This is a genomic window from Streptomyces sp. TLI_171, from assembly GCF_003610255.1.
Taxonomy (GTDB): Bacteria; Actinomycetota; Actinomycetes; order Streptomycetales; family Streptomycetaceae; genus Kitasatospora.
Window position 1 is genome coordinate 883062 of record NZ_RAPS01000001.1, and the last position, 23632, is coordinate 906693.

18 protein-coding genes and 1 pseudogene are annotated in these 23632 nt (G+C 68.2%); 10 read left to right on the plus strand and 9 right to left on the minus strand.

Annotated elements, in window-relative coordinates; translation table 11 throughout:
* The first annotated feature begins 527 nt into the window (after nucleotides 1–527).
* The gene (locus tag BX266_RS04055) at nucleotides 528–1481 is read left to right on the plus strand and encodes a HEAT repeat domain-containing protein (RefSeq protein WP_143686856.1); all 954 of its coding nucleotides are present in this window, start codon (nucleotides 528–530) and stop codon (nucleotides 1479–1481) included.
* A 33-nt stretch (nucleotides 1482–1514) separates the two neighbouring features.
* Here BX266_RS04055 and BX266_RS04060 read toward each other — a convergent pair whose 3' ends face one another.
* Nucleotides 1515–2924 carry an MFS transporter gene (locus BX266_RS04060; RefSeq protein WP_099897553.1) on the minus strand — a complete coding sequence of 470 codons (1410 nt, stop codon included), beginning with the start codon at nucleotides 2922–2924 and terminating at the stop codon, nucleotides 1515–1517.
* Nucleotides 2925–3091: 167 nt separating this feature from the next.
* Here BX266_RS04060 and BX266_RS04065 point away from each other — a divergent pair, with 167 nt between their 5' ends.
* Nucleotides 3092–3943, plus strand: coding sequence for a helix-turn-helix domain-containing protein (locus BX266_RS04065; protein WP_099897554.1), 852 nt, complete (start codon nucleotides 3092–3094; stop codon nucleotides 3941–3943).
* Between the two features lie 27 nt (nucleotides 3944–3970).
* Here BX266_RS04065 and BX266_RS04070 read toward each other — a convergent pair whose 3' ends face one another.
* On the minus strand, nucleotides 3971–4657 hold the full coding sequence (locus BX266_RS04070) for an aspartate/glutamate racemase family protein (RefSeq protein WP_099897555.1): 687 nt from the start codon (nucleotides 4655–4657) through the stop codon (nucleotides 3971–3973).
* A gap of 60 nt (nucleotides 4658–4717) precedes the next feature.
* Nucleotides 4718–4927 carry a hypothetical protein gene (locus tag BX266_RS04075; protein WP_099897556.1) on the minus strand — a complete coding sequence of 70 codons (210 nt, stop codon included), beginning with the start codon at nucleotides 4925–4927 and terminating at the stop codon, nucleotides 4718–4720.
* A gap of 378 nt (nucleotides 4928–5305) precedes the next feature.
* Here BX266_RS04075 and BX266_RS04080 point away from each other — a divergent pair, with 378 nt between their 5' ends.
* From BX266_RS04080 to BX266_RS04095, 4 genes are read left to right on the plus strand one after another with little or no spacing between them, the layout of a single operon-like run.
* Nucleotides 5306–8482, plus strand: a complete 3177-nt coding sequence (locus BX266_RS04080; RefSeq protein ID WP_218969228.1) for a helicase-related protein — start codon at nucleotides 5306–5308, stop codon at nucleotides 8480–8482.
* A 5-nt stretch (nucleotides 8483–8487) separates the two neighbouring features.
* Nucleotides 8488–9243 (plus strand): DUF4391 domain-containing protein, encoded by a 756-nt coding sequence (locus tag BX266_RS04085; RefSeq protein WP_259465045.1) that lies wholly within the window; start codon nucleotides 8488–8490, stop codon nucleotides 9241–9243.
* A gap of 57 nt (nucleotides 9244–9300) precedes the next feature.
* On the plus strand, nucleotides 9301–11292 hold the full coding sequence (locus BX266_RS04090) for a site-specific DNA-methyltransferase (protein WP_143686857.1): 1992 nt from the start codon (nucleotides 9301–9303) through the stop codon (nucleotides 11290–11292).
* Nucleotides 11293–14394 carry a DEAD/DEAH box helicase family protein gene (locus BX266_RS04095; RefSeq protein WP_099897559.1) on the plus strand — a complete coding sequence of 1034 codons (3102 nt, stop codon included), beginning with the start codon at nucleotides 11293–11295 and terminating at the stop codon, nucleotides 14392–14394. It begins immediately after the preceding gene.
* 201 nt (nucleotides 14395–14595) lie between these two features.
* Here the strand turns inward: BX266_RS04095 and BX266_RS04100 are convergent, their stop codons facing one another.
* Genes BX266_RS04100 through BX266_RS41125 form a run of 5 tightly spaced genes read right to left on the minus strand, consistent with a single transcriptional unit; the run spans nucleotide 14596 to nucleotide 19068 of the window.
* Nucleotides 14596–15732: a hypothetical protein gene (locus tag BX266_RS04100; protein WP_099897560.1), complete on the minus strand. Its 1137-nt coding sequence runs from the start codon at nucleotides 15730–15732 to the stop codon at nucleotides 14596–14598.
* A 9-nt stretch (nucleotides 15733–15741) separates the two neighbouring features.
* Nucleotides 15742–16416 carry a histidine phosphatase family protein gene (locus BX266_RS04105; protein ID WP_099897561.1) on the minus strand — a complete coding sequence of 225 codons (675 nt, stop codon included), beginning with the start codon at nucleotides 16414–16416 and terminating at the stop codon, nucleotides 15742–15744.
* Nucleotides 16417–16426: 10 nt separating this feature from the next.
* Nucleotides 16427–17422, minus strand: a complete 996-nt coding sequence (locus BX266_RS04110; protein ID WP_099897562.1) for a nucleotidyltransferase domain-containing protein — start codon at nucleotides 17420–17422, stop codon at nucleotides 16427–16429.
* Nucleotides 17423–17456: 34 nt separating this feature from the next.
* Nucleotides 17457–18359 (minus strand): phosphotransferase, encoded by a 903-nt coding sequence (locus tag BX266_RS04115; protein WP_099897563.1) that lies wholly within the window; start codon nucleotides 18357–18359, stop codon nucleotides 17457–17459.
* Nucleotides 18265–19068: an ATP-binding protein gene (locus tag BX266_RS41125; protein WP_099897564.1), complete on the minus strand. Its 804-nt coding sequence runs from the start codon at nucleotides 19066–19068 to the stop codon at nucleotides 18265–18267. Before BX266_RS41125 ends, BX266_RS04115 begins: the two co-directional genes overlap by 95 nt.
* Nucleotides 19069–19085: 17 nt before the next feature.
* Between BX266_RS41125 and BX266_RS38360 the strand changes: the two genes are divergently transcribed.
* The 4 genes and pseudogenes from BX266_RS38360 to BX266_RS04140 all read left to right on the plus strand — a co-directional run.
* On the plus strand, nucleotides 19086–19232 hold the full coding sequence (locus BX266_RS38360; RefSeq protein WP_180290373.1) for a hypothetical protein: 147 nt from the start codon (nucleotides 19086–19088) through the stop codon (nucleotides 19230–19232).
* Nucleotides 19233–19603: 371 nt separating this feature from the next.
* The gene (locus tag BX266_RS04130; protein ID WP_099897566.1) at nucleotides 19604–20878 is read left to right on the plus strand and encodes a helix-turn-helix domain-containing protein; all 1275 of its coding nucleotides are present in this window, start codon (nucleotides 19604–19606) and stop codon (nucleotides 20876–20878) included.
* Entirely contained in the window at nucleotides 20875–21426 is a 552-nt protein-coding gene (locus BX266_RS04135) for a flavoprotein (RefSeq protein ID WP_099897567.1), read from the plus strand. Before BX266_RS04130 ends, BX266_RS04135 begins: the two co-directional genes overlap by 4 nt.
* Before the next feature lie 3 nt (nucleotides 21427–21429).
* A pseudogene (locus BX266_RS04140) lies at nucleotides 21430–21825 on the plus strand (NUDIX hydrolase); the annotation flags it as partial.
* A 78-nt stretch (nucleotides 21826–21903) separates the two neighbouring features.
* Here BX266_RS04140 and BX266_RS04145 read toward each other — a convergent pair.
* Nucleotides 21904–23628, minus strand: coding sequence for a relaxase/mobilization nuclease domain-containing protein (locus BX266_RS04145; RefSeq protein ID WP_099897569.1), 1725 nt, complete (start codon nucleotides 23626–23628; stop codon nucleotides 21904–21906).
* Nucleotides 23629–23632: the final 4 nt, after the last annotated feature.

The window sequence follows — 23632 nt, forward strand, 5'->3', positions numbered from 1 at the left end:
CGCGGGCGGGGGTTCCGGGGGCCAGGAGTGGGCGAGAACTTCCCGGAGCGGGGCCGACTTCGGCCCGGACTACTGCACTCCACTGCTCTCACCTCCTGACGTTCCGGACGCGCTCGGGCGTCTGTGACCGCCGCCAAGTCTAGCCCGGCGGGCCGACCGCCCTGCTCAGACCCCTGCGCGAACCGCCCCGGGCGCGCCCGCACCGCACCCCCGCACGCCCGCCTGCCCTCGCGGACGATCTCGTCGGAGATCCAGATCGTGCCGTCACCCCGGTGCACGAACACCCCGGCGGTGGACCGGTTCAGAGCCGGCGGGGCCATCGGAATCGGCGAGGTCGGCGACCAGCCGGGCCGCGGCAGCGGCGTTCAGGCGCAGCATTCCGCCGGGCATGACGTGCTCCTCGGTCACCACCCGCCGGACGACCCCCACCAGCCTCCGCACGCCCCCTGCTCTCGGAGCTCCGGCAGCACGGGGCTGCCCCGGAGGTGCTGTGGCGCCGACCGGCCCGGGTGGGTCACACTCGCCAGGTGAGCGAGACCATGGACGAACTGCGCATCCTGACCGGCCTGCTGACGGCCGATTCGGCGGCGGACCGGGCCGCCGCGTGCGCCCGACTGGGCATGCTCGCCCAGACCTCCGAGGACGAGGTGCGGGCGCTGATCGCGCCGCCGCTGCTGGAACGGGCCGAGGTGGAGGACGACGACGAGGTGACGGCCGAGTTGGCGTGGGCGCTGTCCTGCACCCGCGACCCGCGCGGGCTGCCCGTGCTGCTCGGCCTGGTCGGCCATCCCGATGCCGACGTCCGGCAGGCGGTCACCGAGTCGTTCGCCCAGTCGGACACCGAGACCGCGGACGCGCCGGAGGTGCGGGCCCTGCTGACGCTGGCCCGGGACGCGGAGCCGAGGGTGCGCAGGTGGGCGGTGTTCGCGCTCGGCTCCCAGCTCCCGGCGTACAGCCCGGAGATCCGGGCGGTCCTGCACGAGTGCCTGGGCGACGAGGACCCGGAGGTCGCCGAGGAGGCGGTCCTCGGCCTGGCCCACCGCCACGACTCCGCCGTGCTGCCGCAGTTGAACGACCTGCTGATCGAGGCCGCCGAGGCCGCCGCGCACGGGCGGACCCGGCCGGACTCCTTGACGCTGGAAGCCGCCGCCGTCCTGGGCCACCCCGAACTGCTGCCTGCCCTGGCCGAGTTCGATCCCGCCGACCCGGGCGTCGCCGAGGCCGTGGCGGCCTGCGACCCGGCCCGGCGCGAGCAACTCGCCGCGGACGCCTGGCAGCTGGTCGAAGCCCTCCACCAGCGCCGCCCCGACCTGGACGCCACGCTCTGCTCCGAGCGGTTCACGCCCGACGTCCACCTCCGGCTGCCCGGCGCCCCCGACCAGCCGGTGTACTCCGTGGTCCACCTGATGCGCCGCGCCGCCGCCGACCCCGCCGCGGCGGTGGACCTGGTGGACGCCGACCTGCCGGCCGCCCGCAGCTGACGGACCGTCGAGCAAGGTACCGCCAGCACCAGTTCAGCGCCGGCCGGCCAGGCGGGTGGCGAGGAACACCCCGACCAGGACCAGCGCGGTGTTCGCCGCGACCGCGAGTCCCACCCCGCCGAGGACGCCGTGCGCGGGGGCGGCCGCGGCGACGACCGCGCTCATCACCGGGGTGCCGACGGTGATGCCGATCTGCTGGGTCATGGTGGCGAGCCCGGCGGCGGTGCCCTGTTCGCGGTCGGGAAGGCCGGAGGTGGCGGTCACCAGGAAGCCGACGATCACCAGCATGTTGCCGACGCCGCCGGCGAAGGTCGCCGGCAGCAGCAGCCAGAGCCAGCCGCCGCCGGGGCCGAGGGCCAGCAGCACGCCGGTCGCGGCCGCCTGCAGCAGCCCGCCGGCCAGCAGGGCGCCGCGGACACCGAGGCGGGCGATGACGCGGGCGGCGAGCGTCCCGCCGAGGACGGTGCCCAGGCCCAGCACGCCGAAGGAGAGTCCGGCGGCCAGCGCCGAGAAGTGCAGCACCTCCTGCAGGTAGAGGGTCAGCAGGAACACCAGCGAGGTCTCGGTGAGGAAGGCCAGCAGTCCGATCACGTTGCCGATCCGGACGGTGCGGCGGCGCAGCACGGCCGGCGGGACCAGCGGGGCGGCGGCCCGGCGTTCGACGGCGAGGAATCCGCCGAGCAGCCCGACCCCGAGCAGGGTGGCGGTCAGCGCGGCGGGGTGGCTCCAGCCGAGTCGGCCGGCCTCGGTGAGGCCGAGGACCAGGGCCAGCAGGCCGCCGGTGACGGTGAGCGCGCCGGGCAGGTCGAGGCGGACCCGGGCGGTGGCGTCGGGGCGGCTCTCGGCGAGCACCCTCGGGGCGATCAGCAGGACGGCGAGCGCGACGGGCACGTTGACCAGGAACGCCCAGCGCCAGGAGAGCAGGTCGGTGAGGACGCCGCCGAGGATCGCGCCGGCCGTGAAGCCGGCCGACATCAACGCGCCGTTCAGGCCCAACGCCTTTTCGCGCAGCGGCCCTTCGGGGAACGCGGTGGTGAGCAGGGCGAGCCCGGCGGGGGTGACGGCGGCGGTGGCCAGGCCCTGGGCGACGCGGGCGGCGATCAGGACCGCCGGGTCGGTGGCGAGTCCGCCGGCCAGCGAGGCGGCGGCGAGCAGCGCGAGGCCCTGCAGGAACAGCCGGCGGCGGCCGTACAGGTCGGCGACCCGTCCGAAGAGCAGGGTGAACCCGGCCGCGGGGAGGGCGAAGGCGGTGGCGATCCACTGGAGCCGGTCCAGCGGCAGGCCGAGGCCGGTGCCGATCGCGGGGAGGGCGACGTTCAGGATGGAGAAGTCCACGGCGAGCATGAACTGGGCGACCAGCAGCACGGCGAGGACGACGGTCTGCCGTCCGGTGATCCGCGGCGCGGCGCGCCCGGTCCGTTCGGTCTGCGCAACTGTCGACATGTCAATCAGCCTTCTTTCCGGATGGGACGATCCGTTCGGGAAGAAGCCTGCGGAACCCGGCGGCGGCTACCCAGCCCCCTGTTCGAAGCACCTTCCGGGAGGGTGGCACTGGCAGGGTCAGGCTCGGGCGGCGACGCGGCGGCCCGGCCGGGGGCACACTGGTGCGCATGGAGACTTCCACCGCGCTCGGCGAGTTCCTGCGCACCCGGCGGGCCCGACTCCGGCCCCAGGACGTCGGGTTGACCATCGCGACCGGCCGCCGGCGGGTGCCGGGCCTGCGCCGCGAGGAGCTGGCGCTGCTCGCCGGCGTCAGCGTCACCTACTACACCCGGCTGGAGCAGGGGCAGAGCGTCAACGCCTCGGACGGCGTGCTGGACGCGGTGGCCCGGGCGCTGCGCCTGGACCGCGACGAGCACGCCCACCTGCGCGACCTGGCCCGCCCCCACAGGGCCGGCCGGCCGGCCGCGGCGCCCCGGCCCGAGCAGGCGCGGCCCGCCACCCGCCACCTGCTCGCCGCGATGGACCGGGTGCCGGCCGTCGTCCTCGACCGCGCCAACGACGTGCTCGCCTGGAACCCGCTCGGCCATGCCCTGCTGGCCGGCCACCTCGACCCGGCCGCGCCGGACCGTCCCGCCGACCGCCCGAACCTGACCCGGCTGCTGTTCCTCGACCCGCACACCCGCGAGCTCTACACCCGCTGGCAGGACGAGGCGGACGTCGCGCTGGCTGCGCTCCGGCTCACCGTGGGCCGCCACCCGGGCGACCGCCGGCTCGCCGCGCTGGTCGGCGAACTCGCGATCCACAGCGAGGAGTTCGCCGAGCTCTGGGCCAGGCATCCGGTCCGCGAGTGCACGGTGGGCAGCAAGGACTTCCACCATCCGCTGGTCGGCGAACTCGCCCTCTCCTTCGAGAGCCTGCTCACCTCCGACGGCACCGACCACCGCCTGCTGCTGTACACCGCCGCCCCCGGCACCCCGTCCGCCGCCGCGCTGGACCTGCTGGCCACCACGCTCGCCTGACGCCCGCCCGGTCGGCGGGCGCCGGTCTCAGAGTGCGGCGGTGACGGCGGCCTCCGCGTGGATGCGGGTGGTCGGGAACACCGGGACGGGGCTGTCCGCCGCACCGATCAGCAGCTCGATCTCGGTGCAGCCGAGGATCACGCCCTCCGCGCCCGCCGCCACCAGGTCCGCGATCACCTCGCGGTAGCCGGCCCGGGACTCCTCCCGGACCACGCCGACGCACAGCTCCTGGTAGATCACCCGGTGCACCAGTTCCCGGCCCCGCGCATCGGGGACGATCACCTCCAGCCCGTGCGAGGCGAGCCGCTCCCGGTAGAAGTCCTGCTCCATGGTGAACGCGGTGCCCAGCAGCCCGACCCGCCGCACCCCGGCCGCGAGGACCGCCTCCGCCGTCGCGTCGCCGAGGTGCAGCAGCGGGATGTCGACCGCCCCGGCGACCTGCTCGGCCACCTTGTGCATGGTGTTGGTGCAGATCAGCAGCAACTCTGCTCCGGCGGCCCGGACGTCGCGGGCCGCACCGGCCAGCAGCTCGCCCGCCGCCGCCCACTCCCCCGCCGCCTGCAGCCGTTCGACCTCCGCGAAGTCGACCGAGTACAGCACGCACTTCGCCGAGTGCAGCCCACCGAGGCGTTCCCGGACGAGTTCGTTGAGCAGCCGGTAGTACGCCGCGGTCGATTCCCAGCTCATGCCGCCGAGCAGGCCGATGGTCTTCATCGCGCCACTCTCCCACGCACCCCCACCCGGCGGTCGACGAGCCACCGCGTCGACGAGCCGTCAGATCAGCGGGTGCGCGTCCACGTCCGCCGGCCGGACGCCCGGGCACTTCGTCGGGATGCCCGCCCGGAACCGGTCGGCCCAGCCGGCGTCCAGGCCGCGGAGCAGGTCGACCCGCTTGGCCGGCCGGCCGATCCGGGTGTCGCGGTCCGCGGGGAAGCGCGAGCGCTGCGCCCGCTCCCAGCGCAGGGCGAGCCCGAGAGTGATCATGATGGCTGCTGTCGCTATCGATCACCTAGTGATGAATCCGCAGGTCAGAGCGTTTCGCCGTGATCCACAGTCCCGTGCGGACCGGCACGTGGTGCGCGGTCCGCTCACGCATCGCTCACGCAACTCCGCCCACCCGACCAGCCCGTCCTCCCCATACAGCCTCAAGGCTCTGCCGGAGAACCTGTTCGCCCACCTGTCGGTCAATGGGCCAGGTTTGCCGAGCCACTCGCCACTTGGCACAGCCGACGGGGGACTACAGCGGCGTCGCCCAGGAAGCGTCTCAGATGACTACCGCGTGACCGGAACGTCACAGGGCGTCGATACCATCAGCATCACGCCCCGCACACTGAATCCACGCGCACTCGGAGGTTCAGCTTCATGGTCGCCAGCGACGCAGGCCACGCAATCGACCGGTTGCGCAAGCACCTGACCGGCGCCACCCGCCTGGACTCGCTGTCGGAGTCGTTCTCCCTCTTCGTATTCGAGGCTCTTCAGGACGAGCTGACCAACGTCGACCTCCGCCTGCTCCTACATGACCACAGTCTCGAGGAGTTCCCCCTCAACGGGCTTGAGGAGGAGAACCTCAAGCGTGCGCGACTCGACCAGCACCGCATCGCGCGCGCGTTCGCGGCATGGGCCGAAGGGCGCCTCCGGGCACGAACGCTCACGCGGCGGACTCGAGGCACGTGGACGAGCGTCGCCGGGCCATTTCCCTACGCGGTCGTTGGAGCGGGTCTCGAAGCCGAGAGCCTCGGCCTGGTCGCATCCCGGGACTTGCACTTCCCCCAGGAGTCGACGGATGCGGACAAGGTGACTCAGACCGTCGTCGACTTCGACCGAATGTGGCACGACGACGCGACCACACATGCCGTTCAGGAGGAGTTCCTCGATGCCGCCCGAGCTCTCTACGAGGAAAGGGCCCCTGAGTCGGTCTACCTGCGCGTCCTGACCTCCCTGTTCAAGGACTTCGTCGAGGAGTCCGGCGATGAGACTGCCGAGCGCGGCAGAACCGGCTTCTACGACTCTGCAGTGTGGAACAAGCTCTACAAGTTCCAGCGGGACGGCGTCCTCGGTGCGATCGAGAAGCTCGAGCGCCACAACGGTTGCATAATCGCCGACAGCGTAGGCCTAGGGAAGACCTTCGAAGCCCTCGCAGTTATCAAATATTACGAGCTGCGCAATGACCGCGTCCTCGTCCTCGCGCCCAAACGGCTGCGGGAGAACTGGACCGTCTACCGCAGCAACGACAACCGCAACCCTCTGGCCGAGGACCGCTTCCACTACGACGTCCTCAACCACACCGACCTCAGCCGCAGCAGCGGGCTCTCCGGAGGCATCGATCTAGCCAACATCAATTGGGGCAACTACGACCTCGTCGTGATCGACGAATCCCACAACTTTCGCAACAATCCCCAGGTCACGGGTCGGATAACTCGGTACGAACGCCTCATGAGCGAGGTCTTCAAGCGCGGTGTCAAGACCAAGGTCCTCATGCTTAGCGCCACGCCCGTCAACACACGCCTCGCCGATCTCAAGAACCAGGTCCTGTTCGCCACCGAAGGCGACGACCAGGCACTGGCCACCGACGGGATCAAAAGCATCGAAGCCACGCTGACCAAGGCACAGAGACTCTTCAACAATTGGCAACGCATGCCCCCGGCCACCCGGAGCACAAAGTCGCTGGTCGGCACACTCGGTATGGACTACATCCGCCTGCTGGACCTGGTGACGATCGCTAGATCGCGCAAGCACATCCAGAAGTACTACGGAACCAAGGACGTGGGGAAGTTCCCCGACCGCCTGGCCCCGATCAACCTGACGCCTCCGATCGATGCGGCCGGCACGATGATCCCGCTTGAAAAAATCAACCGGTCGATCCTGCGTCTGAATCTGGCAGCCTACAAACCCACTTCCTATGTCAGCGCGAAGCACGAGGACAGATACGCCACGCTCTACGACCAGAAGGTACGCACAGGTGGCCAGCGAGTCTGGAGGCAGACTGACCGCGAGAACAACGTGGTTCATCTGCTACGGGTGGGGCTGCTCAAGCGCCTTGAGTCCTCGGTCAACTCACTGGGCAAGACCCTCGAAAAGATCCTCGCCACCATTGACCGCGCAATCGCCAGTATCGATGCCTACCAAGCCTCCGGCGGCGCGGGCACGTCGATCGACAGCTTCTCCGATCTGGAGAACCTCGATCTGGACGACCCCCAGTTCGAAGACACCGTAGGCGGCAGCGTCAAGGTCTTCCTCGCCGACATAGACCGCATCAGGTGGAGGCAGGAACTCCAACAGGACCGAGACACCGTGTCCGTGCTCCTGGCCGAGGTGAAGGCGGTCGACGCCGGTCGTGACGCCAAACTAGTCCAGCTCAAGCACTTCCTGCGCAGCAAGGTCGAGCACCCCACCAACGACGGCAACCGCAAGGCCCTGGTATTCACAGCGTTCAGCGACACCGCCGAATACCTCTACGAGCATGTGGCCCGCTGGGCTAACGACAAGCTTGGTGTGCACGTGGCCCTGATCACTGGGCAGACCACTCGGACTACCCTCCCGATGAGTCGCACCCAGATGATCGATGTGCTCACAGCGTTCTCCCCGCGGTCCAAGGGCGGCGACCTTGCTTCGCCGCAGATCGATCTCGTGATCGCCACCGACACGATTTCCGAAGGCCAGAACCTCCAGGACTGCGACACGGTGATCAACTACGACATCCACTGGAACCCCGTACGCATCGTCCAACGCTTCGGGCGCGTGGACCGCCTGGGCACTATCAACACCAGCGTTCAACTCGTCAACTTCTGGCCGAACATGGACTTGGATGCCTACATCAACCTCGAGACTCGGGTGTCCAGCCGAATGACGCTCCTGGATGTGTCCGCGACAGGTGAGGAGAACGTTCTGGATGTCGCTTCCGGAGGCATGAACGACCTCGACTACCGGCGCAGGCAGTTGCAACAGATGCAGAAGGCTGCCCCGACGATGGAAGACCTTGCCGGTAGCCTGAGTATCACTGACCTGACACTCTCCGACTTCCGCATGGACGCCGCCGCACGTCCGCGTAAGGCGATACATGAGATCACCGGATGGCCACTGGCCCTGTTCGGCGTCACCCGATTCGACAGCAGCCTGGCCAGCGAGGGAGTCGGCCCTGGAGCCATTTTCCTCCTGCGCGTGCGGGACAACGCCTTCGCGTTCTCCAAGGCATATCCCCTTGCCCCGTACGTGCTCGCATACGTGACCGACGACGGTACGATGGCACACCCGGTCGAGGAACCGAAGCTGGCTCTCGACGTCCTGCGGCACCATTGCCTGGGCGGCACCGAGCCTGACAGCGCTGCCCTGGCGGACTTCGACATGGCAACCAGATCTGGCGCATCGATGAAGCACTACCGTGGCCTCCTTGATGCGGCAGTCCGCACCGCTTCCGGAAAGGCCGAGGAGAGCATGGTGGCCTCGCTGTTCTCCGCGGGCCCGTCGCAGCTCGGCACCGACGCCGGCGTGCCCGGTCTGGAGTCCGTGGACGTGGTCGCATGGGTGGCGATCATCCCGTGAGCGACATGGCCCGCGCGCATGATGGCGTCTGGCTGCTCAGCCTGCCCGAGGCAGCGCGTCAGCAACACCGCATCACCAAGAAGATGCTCGCCGCGCAATTCGAGGACCAGGCCCCTGCGGATGCACGGCTCATCACCAAGGCCGTGGCCTCGGCCCGGCTGGTCGGGATCCTGCGTCCGGAGACCATCCAGGTGCCCAAGTATCAGGAGGCCGATCGTGTTGTTGTCGACATCCCGGTCCTGGAAGTCGTCGTGGCAGAGAAGACCACAGCAGCCGACCGGCACCGGGTGGCCGAGCTCATCCACCGCAGCATGGCCAAACCCGTAGTGGTCCTTGTCCACGTCTCCGACGGCACCACGGCGCTCTCCCTGGCGCTCAGCCATGTCAGCCGCACTGATCCCACCCGGTCAACCTCTGTGATCGACGCGCACGTGGTGGTACCGGCCGGGCAGATCGCAGGTGGCGCGCTGCACCTGGACCGGCTCGATCGCACAGACATGTGGGCGTTGTACCGCGACCTCGTGCGTACTGCTGCAGCCGACGGGCGCCCCGCCAACACAGCCCTGCAGGCGACCGACGCCATCGGACTCCGGCGGCAGCTGACCGACCTCGAAGCCGAGCTCACCACCGTCGTGCGGGATGCCAAGCAGGCGAAAAACCAGCAACGCCGCATCGAGCTCAACGAACACGCACGGGCCTTACGTGCACAGATCGCACAGGCCAGAGGCGCTCTCTTCAGTGCCGAGCCAGCCACCGAATAACCTGATAGCGCCCAACCTCCTTCCTTTCTCCTGCAGACGAAAGATATCCCTGTGACCTTGGACTTCGAACCGGTCAGCGGCCTGGCCGGCCCCGGCGAGAGCAAGTCGAACCTCGACGTTCTGGCCCGGCTCTTCCCCGATGCCGTCGTCGACGGCACCGTCGACATCGATGCCCTCCGCGACCTGCTGGGCAACGACGCCGCTCCCAGCACCGCCGAGGCTTTCGGTCTGCGCTGGCCGGGAATGGCCGAGGCTCGCCGTCTGTCCACGCTCCCCGCGACAGGCACGCTTCTGCCCAAGCCCGAGGAGTCCGTGAACTGGGACACCACTCGAAACATCGTGGTCGAGGGGGACAACCTCGAAGTCCTGCGTCTGCTGCGCCGCGGATACACCAACAAGGTCGACGTGATCTACATCGACCCGCCCTACAACACCGGCAACGACGAGTTCGTCTATGACGACAAGCGCACCACGTCCCAGGCCGAACACGAGACGGCGGCCGGTCAGCGGGACGACGAGGGAGTTCTCCAGACCGGTGGGGGCTCCGACCGTGCTCAGGACCGCAGGGCTGCTGCTTCCAAGCACACCGTCTGGCTGTCCATGATGTACCCGCGCCTGCTTGTCGCTCACCATCTGCTCAAGGAAACGGGCGTCATCATCGTCGCCATCGACGACACCGAGCACGCGCGTCTCAAGCTCATGATGGATCGGGTCTTCGGCGCGGAGAACTTCATCGCCAACGTGACGTGGCAGGGAGGGCGCAAGAACGACGCCCACTTCCTGTCGCCGTCCACCGACTATATGTTGATCTACGTCAAGGACATCGGCGCTCTGGCCGATGTGCGGTGGCGAGAGCCGAAACCGGGCGTCGACACGATCCTGGCCGCCGGCCACAAGGCTTGGGTCGCCTCAGGTGAGGACGAGGTCGCCGCGACGAAGTTGCTGAAGGAGTGGTGGGCCGGCCTTGCCCCGGACGACCCTCGACGGGCCTCCGAGCACTACAACCAGGTCGACGGAAACAGCGGCCGTCCTGGGGTCGTGTACTTCAGCAGCGATCTGCGCAGCCCGAACCCTCGGCCCAACCTGTGTTATGAGGTTCTCCACCCGGAAACGGGCAAACCAGCAAATATGCACCCCAATGGGTGGGTCTACGAGCAGTCGCGAATGGTGCAGCTTCTCGCTGAAGGGCGAATCAGGTTCGGCGTCGATGAGACGACACGTCCCACCGTGAAGCGCTACCTCGACGAGACGAGTACGCAGACCGCGCTCCCGGTTTTCTACATGGACCGACGCGCAGCATCGAAGCGACTGGATGCCCTCCTGGGGAAGGAAGTTTTCACGTTCCCCAAGGACGAGACTGTCGTCGCCCGATGGATCAATCTCGTCACGCAGTCGAACCCTGACGCCCTCGTCCTCGACTTCTTCGCGGGATCAGGCACGACCGGCCACGCTGTCATGGATCTCAACGCCGCCGACGGTGGAAACCGCCGCTACTTGCTGGTCCAGCTCGACGAGCCCACCGACAGGGACGGCTACGACACCATCGCGGACATTACCCGTGAGCGGCTGCGCCGTGCAGGGAACCAGATCGCCAGCAAGCAGACCCCTGGGGGTGCCGCCATCGACACCGGTTTCCGGTCGTACCGCCTTGACTCCAGCAACGTGCGACCCTGGGACGGAACGCCCGACCAGCTCGACCTGCTCGAAGCCGTGGACAACCTCGTCGCGGGGCGCACCACCGACGATCTGTTGGTCGAGACCATGCTACGCCTGGGGGTGGACCTGACCACGCGACTGGAGACGCGTGAGGTTGCAGGTAGTACCTTGTACAACCTGGCGGGCACGCTGTTTGCCTACTTCGGAACCGAAATTACGGTCGAGCGCGCGAACGAAGTCGCCAAGGCCCTGGTGGCCTGGCGCGACGAGGAACCGGGCGACGCCGACACCACGGTGGTTGTCCGTGACACCGGCTTCCTCGACTCTGCCGCCAAGCTCAACTTCGCTGCCGCTCTCGAGCAGGCTGGCTTTACCACGCTGCGGAGCATCTGAATGAAGTTTTCCTTCGACGCGGATCTCGATTACCAGCGTCAGGCGATCGACGCCGTCACGGGTCTGTTCAGGTGCCAGGAGGTCATGGCCTCAGAGTTCACCGTGCACGCCCACCCGGCCGCCCACGCCGGGCTCCAAGGGTTCTCTGATCACGGCTACGGCAACATGCTTCGCCTCGATCCGGAGACCATCCTGACCAACCTCCACGAGGTGCAGAACCGTAACGGCCTCGCTCCGGAACCGTCGCTGGACTCGATGAACTTCACCATCGAGATGGAGACCGGAACCGGCAAAACCTACGTCTACCTTCGCACGATCTACGAGCTCAACCAGCTTTACGGGTTCACCAAGTTCATGGTGGTCGTCCCGTCGGTGGCCATCAAAGAGGGCGTCGAGACATCCATCCGAATGCTGCGCGAGCACTTCGGAGCCCTGTACGGCAACCCTCCGATGAACTTCTTCCAGTTCGATGGCAGCAACCCCTCACGGGTGCGGTCCTTCGCCACCTCGCCGAGCATCGAGATCATGATCGTTACCGTTGCGGCGATCAACAAGAGAGCCAACAAGATCTACCAGCCGGCTGAGGACCTCGATTTCGAGGTGCCCGCCGACCTGATCCGGGACACAAGCCCGATCATCATCGTCGACGAACCACAGAGCGTGTACGGCGACGCTGGCGCTGGTAAGAAGAAGGGGGCGGGCCGCAGCGCACTGGAGGGCTTCAACGCCCTTGCCACTCTGCGCTATTCGGCCACCCACCACAAGGCCGACAAGGCCAATCTCGTCTACCGTCTGGATGCCATCGCCGCGTACGAGAACCAGCTGGTCAAACAGATCGAGGTCGACTCCCTGATCACCTCGGCCAGCGGTACGACCCCGTACGCCAAGCTGCTCGGAGTGACGCGCGGCAGGGGCGGAGCGATCACGGCACGCGTCGAGGTGGATGTCGAACAAGGCAATGAGATCAAGCGCAAGGCAGTCACCGTCGACACCACGGCACGCAGCAACCTCGCTGATGTGACCGGCCGTGACCTGTACAAGAACCTGACAGTGGTCGCCATCAACGCGGCTCCGGGGCAGGAGAGTATCGCCTTCGACACCGTCGCCCAGCCGCTGAAAGTTGGCGACAGCATCGGTGCTGAGGTCAGCATCGATGAACGCGCACGCCAGATGATCGCGCAGATCATCCGGCAGCATCTGCGCAAAGAGCAGGAGTTCGCAGTCCACGGACGCGACATCAAGGTGCTCAGCCTCTTCTTCGTCGACTCCGTGGCCAAGTACCGCGAGTACGGTCCGGAGGGCGAGGCGCTTCCAGGCACTTACGCCCGGATCTTCGAGGACGAGTACGTACGCATTGCCTCCGAGCCTGAGTTCAACACCCTGCTGGGTGGCTGCGCCGCCGAGGACGTCGCGAAGGAGGCACATCAGGGGTACTTCTCCGTCGACCGTCGCAAGGGCGGTGCCGAGGTGCTGGTCGACACCAAGGAGACCACCGACAAGGGACGCCAGCAGGCCGGCCTGGCCTACGAGCAGATCATGCGGGACAAGGTCGGGCTCACGACGCCGGGCACCCCCATTCGCTTCATCTTCAGCCACTCCGCGCTGCAGGAAGGCTGGGACAACCCCAACGTCTTCCAGATCTGCGTGCTCAGGAACATGGGCACCGACCGATGGAGGCGCCAGTCCATCGGCCGCGGCCTGCGCCTATGCGTTGACGGGTCCGGTAACCGCGTCCGCGGGTTCGACGTCAACCGCCTGACCGTGATCGCGAATGAGTCCTACGAAGAGTTCGCCGATCGTCTGCAGCGCGAGATGGCCGACGACCTGGACATCCAGTTCGGCCTGATCACCGTGGACGGCTTCGCGCGTCTGTCCTTCAAGGCCGAGGACGGGACCGTCACTCCCGTCGGCTCCGCTGCCGCGCAGACGCTGTACCAGGCATTGCTGTACGAGGGATACATCGACGCCAAGGGAAAGGTGCAGGAGAGTCTGCGCCAGGCCGTGCAGACCGGTGACGCCGACCTCATCAAGACGGTCAGCGGCTCCCTGGACTCCGAGGCCGCCACCAAGGCCGTGCTCGGACTCATTAAGCGCTTGGCCAAGCCTATCGATGTCAAGAAGGCGGGTGAACGCATCCCGGTGCCGCTCGTCCAGGAACGCCTGGATAGCCCTGAGTTCCAGGAACTGTGGAGCCGCATCCAGCATCGGACGGAGTACCGCATCGAGGTCGATGAAGCAGATCTGCGTGAGGCCATGGTCAAAGCACTGCGCAGCATGCTTCCGGTGCCCAAGCGCCGGGGCGAGTGGATCACACGTCGGGTGGAGCGCATCGACCAGAGCGGTCTGACCGCGCAAACGGCCGAAACGCGCCGTGCGGACGTCATCTACGCCGACAGTGAGGACCTGCCCGACATCCTGTCCGTCCTTGCGGACCGCACTCAGCTGACCCGTGCCACCCTCGCTCACGTCCTCACCGAGTCCGGCACGCTCGGCCAGTTCCGCGCCAATCCACAGGCGTACATCGATCAGGTCGCTCGCCAGCTCAACGTTACCAAGGCTGACTTCTTGGTCAAGGGGCTGCGCTACGAGCTGGTTGACGCATCCCGCCCCGACGCGGACCGGCGCTACGCGCTCAGCCTGCTTCGCGAAGCCGACGTTGCCGGGTATACCGGCCCTGGGGGAAACATCGTCTCCGACACAGAGGGCAACGCCGTCTCGTTCGAGCAGAAGTCCGTCTACCGGTACCTGGTCGTCGACTCGGCAACCGAGAGGGAATTCGCTCTTGCGCTGCTGCACCGCCCCGAGGTCAAGACCTTCGTGAAGCTTCCGTCCTCGTTCACGATCCCAACTCCGTTGGGACGGTACAACCCCGACTGGGCCCTGACCGTCGAGCGTGCCGACGGCAGCCGGTACATCGTCTTCGAGACCAAGGGCGTTAATGAGCTCGAACTGCTCCGCGCCACGGAGAAGGGCAAGGTAGCCTCCGCCCGCATCCACTTCGAAACAGTCAGACATGGAGTCGGGATCTATGACCTCGAGTACGAGGTCGTCAACGGTATCGAGGCAGCGACCGCCGTAATGGAACGAGATGCTCAGCTGTAACTCCGCCCAGTCCGTTATCGTGTTCGGCTTCACACAGGTGGGCCTTGGCCTCGTCCGTCGCCAGGAAGCCTTCCCCTTGGCCCGTTACCGGAAATAGCACTGGCCCTTGCTGCCGGCTGTGCCCCTCCTGGCCTGACGTCCAGGTGGGGCGCTCTCGGACAGCATTCAAGCCGCGAGTAACGTGCACGCTGGACTTGCTTGTCAGATCTCCGCAGCGGCGGCAGACACTGCCGTGCGGGTAGCCATCACGTTGGCCAGCGCCTGCCTGTTCGTGATCCAGTCCGTGTCACCGGCGGAGATCGAGCGCTGTGCAGCTTCGAGGAGAGCTCCGTCGACCGCGACGGGCTTGACCAGTTGTGCCCGCATATAGTGCTTGAAGAGCGGGGGCAGTTGGCCCGGGCCCGTCGTGGTCTTGCTCCTCAGGGAGAAGAGCGGGAGGAACCACTGCTCGAAGCCATCCGTGATCGCCGGGGTGGTCCGGTACGCCTCGTACAGCGGCTGGAGGCTGGCCGTGTGATCGTACGGGAGGTGACCGTGGAGGGCGTACTGGAGGCGGGTGCCATCGTGCTCACGGAAATGCTGGCCGTGGGCGGCGATGTGGTTGGCCGCGTTCTCGGTGATCGTCATGACGGCCGTGTCCGCTTCGCGCCGCCGGGCTGCGGCGAGGACGGTGGCGTGGATGCCGACGCGCGGGTCGAGGACGAGGCCGTTGAGGCCGAGGGGCGAGAGGTCGATGCCGTGGTCGCGGGTTCGGGAGAGGATCAGGCGCTCGGCTACATTGCCGGCGGTGTGCTGGAGGTGCTTGGGCTGCTGGCGGTGGCTGGCGTGGATGTCCGAGCGGTCGAGGACGGGGCGGCCCTTCGCGAGTTCGGCGACGAGGTGGAGGCCCGTGCAGTCTTCGGTTTCGGTGCTGCCACAGGCGTTGCAGCGGTGGCTGCCGGTGCCGGTCATGTGACCGTAGGACCGGCAAGTGGGGACGGTCTCGCGGCTGATGGTGAGGGTGCCGGCGCGGAGGTTGTTCTCGATCATCTCCAGCGCGAGGTTGGCGACCTCCGCGTCGGTGTCGGTCATGATGCCGCCCACCGGGAACTGTCCGGGCGGGTACTTGTCGGTTATCAGGTCGGCCTCGAACCGCTGGCGGGGGATCTTCGGGCCCTCGGCCTGGCGGTGGCGGAGGTCTCCGGCGAGGGTGACGGTGTTCCACAGGTGTGGTGCGGGCGGTAAGCCCAGGATGGCGTTGAGGGCGGCGGCGAGGCGGATGCCTACGGCCTTGCCGGGGCGGGTGTCGAAGGTGAAGGGGCCGTTCTGGACGGGCCCGTTGAGGAATAGGTGTCGCACGGGCTCCTCCTAGATCGGCGGGGTGGTGGTTCCCGTCCGGGTGAACCGGCCGTCTCGCAGTTCGTAGTGGAGGATCGCGGCGTTGGGCATCTTGCCCTTCCGCTCCTCGGCGAGGATCTCGGGCAAGGTGCAGGTTTCGAGCAGGGATCGAAGGGCCACTGCGGCGGTCTGGTGGGTGAAGGCGACGACGGTGCGGGATTGCTGGAGTTCGGCCTGGGCTAGGGCGGCGAACTCGGTGGCCCGCTTGAGTACGCCCTCGGCGAGCGACTCGCCGCCGCCCGGCGCGGTCCAGATCTGCTTGCGCAGGCGGCGGGCCTCGGCGAGCTCGGGGTAGCTGTCATAGAGCTCGCGCTTGGTCATGTAGGTGGCGTCGCCGTAGTGCTGCTCGTCCAGGAGCGCGGTCTGCTGAGGCCACCCGTCAGGGAGGTCGGGCAGGGCGATCGCGGCGGTGTCGATCGCCCTGCGGTAGGTCGAGGTGTAGACGTGCAGTTCGGGGCCGACGAGCTCCGGCAGGACGCCGGCCAGCCACTGGGCCTGCCGGAAGCCGCGAGGGGTCAGGCCGACGATGGTGCGGGAGATGGCGTGCGCGGCGTGTCCGCTGTAGGGACGGGGGTCCTGGTAGAAGCCGTTGTACTTGTCGGCGTTCTCGACGGACTCTGCGTGTCGGATGACGAGCAGGGGCAAGACGAGGCTCCTATCCGGCGAGGTTGGCGACGTAGGAGCCGCTGACGGTCCAGGGGGTGAGTTCGATGCCGAAGCCGCTGTGTTCGCCGTCCCGGGTGTGGACGAGCTTGCCAGCCAGGTGCACGGTGTCGCCGGACCTGAAGGCGCCGGTGTAGGCGCCGAGGTACGAGCGCATGTGGGTGATCCGGCGGGCGAAGGAGTCGGCCTCGTCGATGGTCGAGCTGAGGATGGTCTTGACCTTGATCTCGTAGACGGCCGGGGTGGTGAGGCCCTCGGCGTGGTCGGTGATCTTGGCGAGAAGGGAGATCTCGCCGATCTCCTTGGAGGAGATGCGGGCGAAGGTCTTGTCGCGGTCGGAGCGGATGGGTTCGCAGTTGATGTGCGCGCCAGCGTTGGCGGTGAGTCCCTGGAGCTTGCGGCGTTCCTGCTTGATGAGGGCGTCGAAGGAGCTGCCCTCCATGTACTTGGCCCGGCGGATGTACAGCCGGGTGAGGTCGTCTCCGTCGTACGGCCGGATCGGGTCGGTCTGCTGGAAGAGCTCCTGTGCGGCCTGGTATCCCTCCGGTCCGTAGCAGACGAGGTCGATGTCGGAGCGTTCGTTGTAGCAGCCGACGAGGAAGGAGCCGGTGACGCCGATCAGGCCCTGGGCGTCGTTCGCGGTGATCCACTCGGTGATCGCTAGGAGGTCCTTGCCGGCCGGGTTGTTGGCGACCGCGCCGGGGTCGTCGTGGATGGCGGCAAGGGCCTGGCGGCAGGAGTAGTGGACGGCCACGTCCTCGCGCGGGATGCCGGTGATGACGCAGCCGAGGGTGTCGGAGTAGACGTAGAACTCGGGTCGGCTGGCCAGGATGCCGAAGGACTTCGACACGACGCTGTTCTGCCGGTAGGTTCGGCCGAACAGCCGCCGGTCGCCCTTCTCGTCGGGGTGGTACTTGACGTAGCCGAGGTAGTGGCTGCCGGGGTGGCTGTCGCCGATGACCTTGAAGACGACTCCGTGGTGGTCCATCAGGTAGTCGCGGTCGCGGACGGTGGGGACCGGCCTACCGGTGTTCAGCGGTGAACCGTTCCAGAGTGGGGAAGGCGCCGGTGTCGATCGTGTTGCCCGACTCATACTGATCAAGTCCCATCGTGAAAAGGGTGCGCCGGTACTGCCACTTGATGTGCTTGTCGTGCCGCGTGGGGTCGGTGGGCCGCATGAGGGCGAGGAAAAAGAAGCACTTGACGAGCAGGAAGTCGCCCAGGTGCTCGCTCACCCGCTGCCCGATCAGGGATGCGGTGGTCTCGTCGAGGGCGGAGGTGTAGGCGGCGCGCTGTTCCGGGGTGATGCTGTAGCCCTTGCCGCCGCCCTTGAAGGCCACGATGTCGAGCGCGGGGTAGACGTCGTAGCCGAGCGGGACCGGTCCGTGGTGCTGCCAGTCGATGACGCCGGACTGGAGGACGTTGGGCAGGCCGTAGTCCAGGTGCCCGTGCACCATCGGGAGCCGGGCCAGCCGGTCGAGGGCGTGCTTGACCGCCTTGTGGACGCGCGGGATGTCGAAGTCCGGGTTCTCCTCGAAGACCTCAGCCGCGAAGGCCGCCTTCTCGAACCACGGCGTGGCGGGGAGAGGGTGCCTCGCCTGGGCCTGCAGGAGCTTCGAGGCGACAGCGGCCGCCGTACTGATGACCTGGTAGCTGACCTGGCCGTCCCGCCCAGCATCGGCCAGCGCCTCCTCGTGCAGCGAGGTGTCTCCGATGGCGCGCTCGACGACGAAGTAGCGCCCGTCCTCCGAGCCGCTGTCGACGATCTGCGGCACCGGGTAGCCGAGGCCGGCGGCCAGCTGCTGGAACTCGGTCTCCGCCCGCAGATCCTCACCACCGGTCCGCTTGTAGAGCAGGCCATCGGCCGACCTCCACACCGCGCCTTGGGTGGCGGTTCTGTCCTTCACAAACTCCCAGTCGCTCATCCATCCATCCTTCCGTAGAGCCGAGTTGGCGTGGAGCTGATACGGCTGTGTCGGTCAGCCACCTGGGGTTGGGCCGACCACCCCCGGGGGAAAAGGCGACCGGCCCCGTCACCGCCCGGCCGGTGTGCCTGCATCGGTACGGGCGGAGTCGGTGGGCACGTGGCGAGCGGTGCTGCGAGAACCACCTGTACGCGCGGGCGCTTGGCCAGGCGGGCGCGTGGGGACGGGGCCTGGGACGGTCGGTGCGGACGAGGCTGGCGATGAGTGCCGCTCTGCGGGCCGAGCAAGGGTGCTCGGGTACCGCGACAGCGGGCACCGCCAGTTCGGCCCAGACCTTCTTGCCATGGGTCGTCGGCTCCGCGCCCCAGGTCTCCGACAGGCCCTCGATGAGCAACATGCCTCGACCGGTGGTCAGTTCGTCGTTGCCGAAGTTGGCGGCCCCGGTGGGCATCCGGCGCGACGGGTCGTAAACCTCGATCACCACCCGGTCGCCGTCCGGGGAGAGGTAGATGCCGACCAGCAGTCTTCCTGGCGCGTGAATGACCGCGTTGGCGAGCAGCTCGTCGGCGACCAGCGCGATATCGCCCAACGAAGTCGGGTCGATCCCCCACGAGCGGGCGACTCGGACGACCGCGTCCCGGGCTGGCGGGACGTGGTCGCGCTTGGTGCCGATGAACGAGATACGTCGGGCGTGAGTGGAGGCGATCACTGGTCACCATCGCAGGCTTGGACCGCTTCGACAACGCTGTTGCACGGCCAGGGGCCGCACCCGTCGCTGCACCGACCGTCCTCGAACTGGTGGCGGTCGAGGACCTCTCGGGCGTAGGTGCTGGCGGTGGCGAGGCGCTCGCGACGCTCAGCGGCGCGATCTGAGGCGCTCACGGTTGTGTTCGACGCCCGGCCGTCCTCCAAAACGAGAGGAACGGCCACCGCGTCCGCGTCCCGCTGGTGCGTGGTGCCGCCTCTCTGTGCGTCCGAGCGGAGTGTCATCGGCGCTTCTCCTTAGCCACTGGGTAGAGCCGTGCATGCGAGAGACCGCAGATGGGCCTCGGTCATGCGGGAGGCGGGGAACCGCAAGCTGCGAGGGTGGTCGAGCTGCTGACGACCAGACAACTCCATCTCGATGCACCACGGTTAGGGCATGGGCTCCGCGTGCATGATCCATGCAGATCGTGCATGACGGGTTGTCCTGGTGCGGCTACGCTCGGCTCGCCAGGGCAGGATCAGCATTGGCAGGAGAAGCCATGTCGCGGACGGCCAAAGGACACTCCGCTGCGGGTGGGATCGGAGAGGTGATCCGCCGCGCACGAGTGTTGAGCGGCCGGTCTCAGGCGGACGTGGCCACCGAACTGGGCTACCACCAGTCGAAGATCAGCCCGTTGGAGAGCGGCAAGGGGACGCAGGACATCGACGTCCTGCGCGCTGTCGCAGCTGTGCTCGACATCCCGCTGGGAAGCCTCGGCCTGTCCTCCCATACCAGTGCGGACGGCAGGACGGACGACATGCACCGTCGCAACTTTCTGGCCGCGAGCGTCGCCGCGCTCGCGACCCCGACACCCCGTCCCCGCGTGGGGATAGAGCTGGTCCAGGCGCTGCTGCCTGGCCCTGTTCCGACCGAGCACGCGCCACAACCCCGGGCCGCACTCGCTGCCCGGCTCTCCCAGGCCCGGAGGCTCTTCTACACCTGCCGGTACGCCGAACTTGAAGGCGCGCTGCCATCGCTGATCGCCGACCTTCGCCAGGCTCAGGACGCCGTCCATAGCGGCGACCAGGTCCTGTCCGGCCTCCTCGCGACGACCTACCAGACCGCGGTGAGCCTGCTACTCAAGCTCGGCGACCACGGCAACGCCTGGCTGGCGGTCGGCCGTGCCATGGCCGAGGCCGAACGGAGCGCCGACCCCGTCGTGATGGCCTCCAGCGTCCGAGTCCAAGCGCACGTCCTCGCGCGCGACCGGCACACCGCGCCCGCCGTCACCCTCATCCGGCACACCGCCGACCAGCTCTCCGGCAGCTACGACCGGCGCCCACCCCAGTACCTCGCTGCGCTGGGGATCATGCTCCTTCGCGGGGTGACGGCCGCAAGCGCCGGCGGCGACCGCGCCACGACCGCCGAGTTCCTCTCCGAGGCTCAGGAGGTCGCGCGCTACGTCGACCTCGACAGCCCCGAAGCGTGGGCGAACTTCAGTCCGACCAACGTCGCGCTCCACTCTGTGAGCGCCTCGGTCGTCCTGGGCGACGCCGGAGCGGCGCTGGAAGCCGCCCAGCCCCTGATGCGCAGGCGCATCCCGGTCCCCGAGCGCCGGGCGGCACTGTGGGTGGAGACTGCACGGGCCTACAGCCAGCAGGGCAGACTGGCCGAGGGATACAAAGCGCTCAGGATCGCGGAGAGCTGTGCCTCGGAGGACATCCGCCGACGGCCCAGCGTGCTCGAGCTGGCCGGTGACATGGCCGCTCGCGACCGGCGTGGCGCCGTCCCGGAGCTTCGCCGTTTCTGCCAGGAGTTGGGAGTCCAGGTTTGACCGAGTACCGAGAGCCGTTCCTCTACGTCGTCGTCTGCGCGTCGGGCATCGCCGACGGAGTGGGCGAACTGATCACCGCAGCCCATGCCGAGGGCTGGGGAGTCGGCGTGATCGCGACCCCGAGCGGGCTCGGCTTCATAGACCAGGAGGCCGTCGAAGCCCAGACCGGCTACCCGATCCGCTCAGCCTGGCGCACGCCGAGCATCCCCCAGCCGTTGCCCCCGGCCGACGCCATCGCGGTTGCCCCGGCCACCTTCAACACCATCAACAAGTGGGCCGCTGGCATCTCCGACACCCTCGCGCTCGGCATCCTCTGCGAGGCGTACGGCCTCGGCATCCCCGTGGCCGTCCAGCCCTACGTCAACTCCGCCCAAGCCGCGCACCCCGCGTACGCGGAGAGCCTGGCCCGGCTCCGGTCGATGGGCGTCCTGCTCGGCGACTACGTCCCCCACAAGCCCAAGGCCGGCGGAGGCCGCGACAAGTACAACTGGACCCACGTCCTCGACCTGCTCCGCCCCGTGGCAGCCTCAGCGGCGGAGAGGGGTTAGCCGATGCTCCCGCCTTCAGAGGGGCCGCCAGGTGTCGCTGCCGCGATCGTGATCCGAGAGGGTCGGGTGCTGATGGTCCGGCGCCGAGTCAGCGAGGGCCGGCTCTTGTGGCAGTTCCCCGCAGGCAAGATCGAGCCCGGCGAGTCTCCCGAGCAAGCGGCTGTCCGCGAGACCGCAGAGGAGACGGGGCTGAACGTGGCCGCCATCAAGGTCCTCGGCGACCACCCGGAGACTGGCCGATGGATGTCGTACATGGTCTGCGAGATCGTCAGCGGCACCGCTGCCGTCGGTGACCCACGAGAACTGGACGCACTGGCGTGGGTGGCACTTGCAGAGATCCCCGAATACGTCCCGTACGGGATCTTCGAGCCAGTGCAGGCATACCTGGATATCGCGCTCAAAGACCGAGTGAACAGCTGTGGGCGACCACCAACTGGTGGCCGCCCACAGCGGCAGCAGAATTCCGGACGCTGGTGGTCAGCGGTGTCGGGGCTGGGTGCCGGGGCGCTGCAGGGCAGTCGTGGCGGATGACGGGTTGGTCGTGGGGTGGCGGACGAGCGGGGCGGCAGACGAGCGCAGGAGTGCCGCCTCGACGGTGCGGTTGGGTGCCGGGTTGTAGCTGGTGTGCTGGATACGGGCGATCAGGACCTTGGCGGGCAGGCGGGCGTTGCCGAGTTCGCGGCGGGCGGCGGCCTCTGTGAGGAGCTGGTGGGGTATGTAGCCGCTGGCTTCGGCGTCGGCGAGCACGGTGGCGAGGGCGGGCCAGTTGGGGTCGGCGAGGATCCGCGTCGCGTGGTCGGGGATGGCGGCGCGGACATCGCTGGCAAGGGTGTTGCGGGTCTGCTCCTTGGGTTGGCGCTGGGCGAGGAACGCGAGCTGGTCGGCGGCGGCCTGGTCGTAGACGGCCTGGAGGTGCTGGACGGTTCGGCGCGCGGCTTCGGCCTGCTGGGCATGGCCCTTGGCGGTGTGCCAGCGTTGGGAAAGGATCGCGGCCCAGGTGAGAGCTGCGACGAAGACGGCGAGGGTGCTGCCGTCCTTGCCGCTGCTGGCGTGCACAAGGTCGCGGGCCGCCCGCCGCAGACCGGCTGCCGCCGTGTGATCGGCACGAATCTGGGAGCGCTGGGCGCGGGCGAAATTCTTTGCTGCTGCTCGGAGTTCGGCACGCAGGTCCTGGGGCGCAGTCTGGGCGGTGGCCTCGATCAGTTCACCGAGGGCGGTGATGTGCGCCTGCGCACGCGCGTCACCACTGTCGTCGGTGGTGTCGTGGTCGGTGGTGAATGTGTCGAGGGCATTGGTGGCGTGCTGCCAGCGGGTGGCGGGCTTGTTGCGGCGGGCGGTGGGGTGCTCCTCCGGCTTGCCGGCCGCAAGGAGCGCCTGGAGCTTGGGCAGGGACAGGTCTGGGGCGATCTTCCCGCCGGGGATGTAGTTCGGCTGCCCGTTGGCCTTCAGGTCGCCGGAGCGAGCGACGGAGTAGCCCCGAAGGTCGCCGGACGGGAAACGGAGGATCTTGACCTCGACACCATCGGCCTGGAGGTAGGCGAGAAGCTCCTCAGCATTGCGCGCGTGGGGGATGGCGGCGCGGATGCGGTCCTGGAGCCACTCGCGGCTGGTCTGTTCCCAGCCGAGGCGCTTGGCCTTGTGCCTCTCGGCCTGGGTGGGGCGGCGTCCGGCGGTCCGGTCGCCGGTCCCGAGCTGACGCAGGCCGTAGTCCTTCTCGATCTCGCGGCACTGGGCGCCGACGCGCTGGCCGCTGTTGTGAAGCTTGGGGCGGCGGCCGTCCTCGCGGACAGTGGTGGCGAGGATGTGAATGTGGTCATCCGCGTGGCGCACAGCGATCCAGCGGCAGGCGAGGTCGTCGTCCTTGGGGGCGATGCCGGCGGCCTGGACGATGCGTTCGGCGATTTTGCCCCATTCGGCGTCGGAGAGGTAGCGGTCCTCGGGTGCGGCGCGTACGGGGCAGTGCCAGACGTGGTCGGGGAGCTTCTTGCCGGGCTCGCTGTTGCGCAGGCGGACGGGCTCGTCGAGGTAGCGGGCGAGCTGGGTGAGGGTGGCGTTCTCGTCGCGGCCGGGGTCGGGTATGGCGAGCATGGCGAAGCCAGCGACGATGCGCGGGTCGCGGTGCTCGTCGTGGCGGCCGGGTCCGTAGAGGTAGGCGAGCAGGCCGCGGGTGTTGGAGCCGGGGTTCTTGATGGGGGCGATCACGACG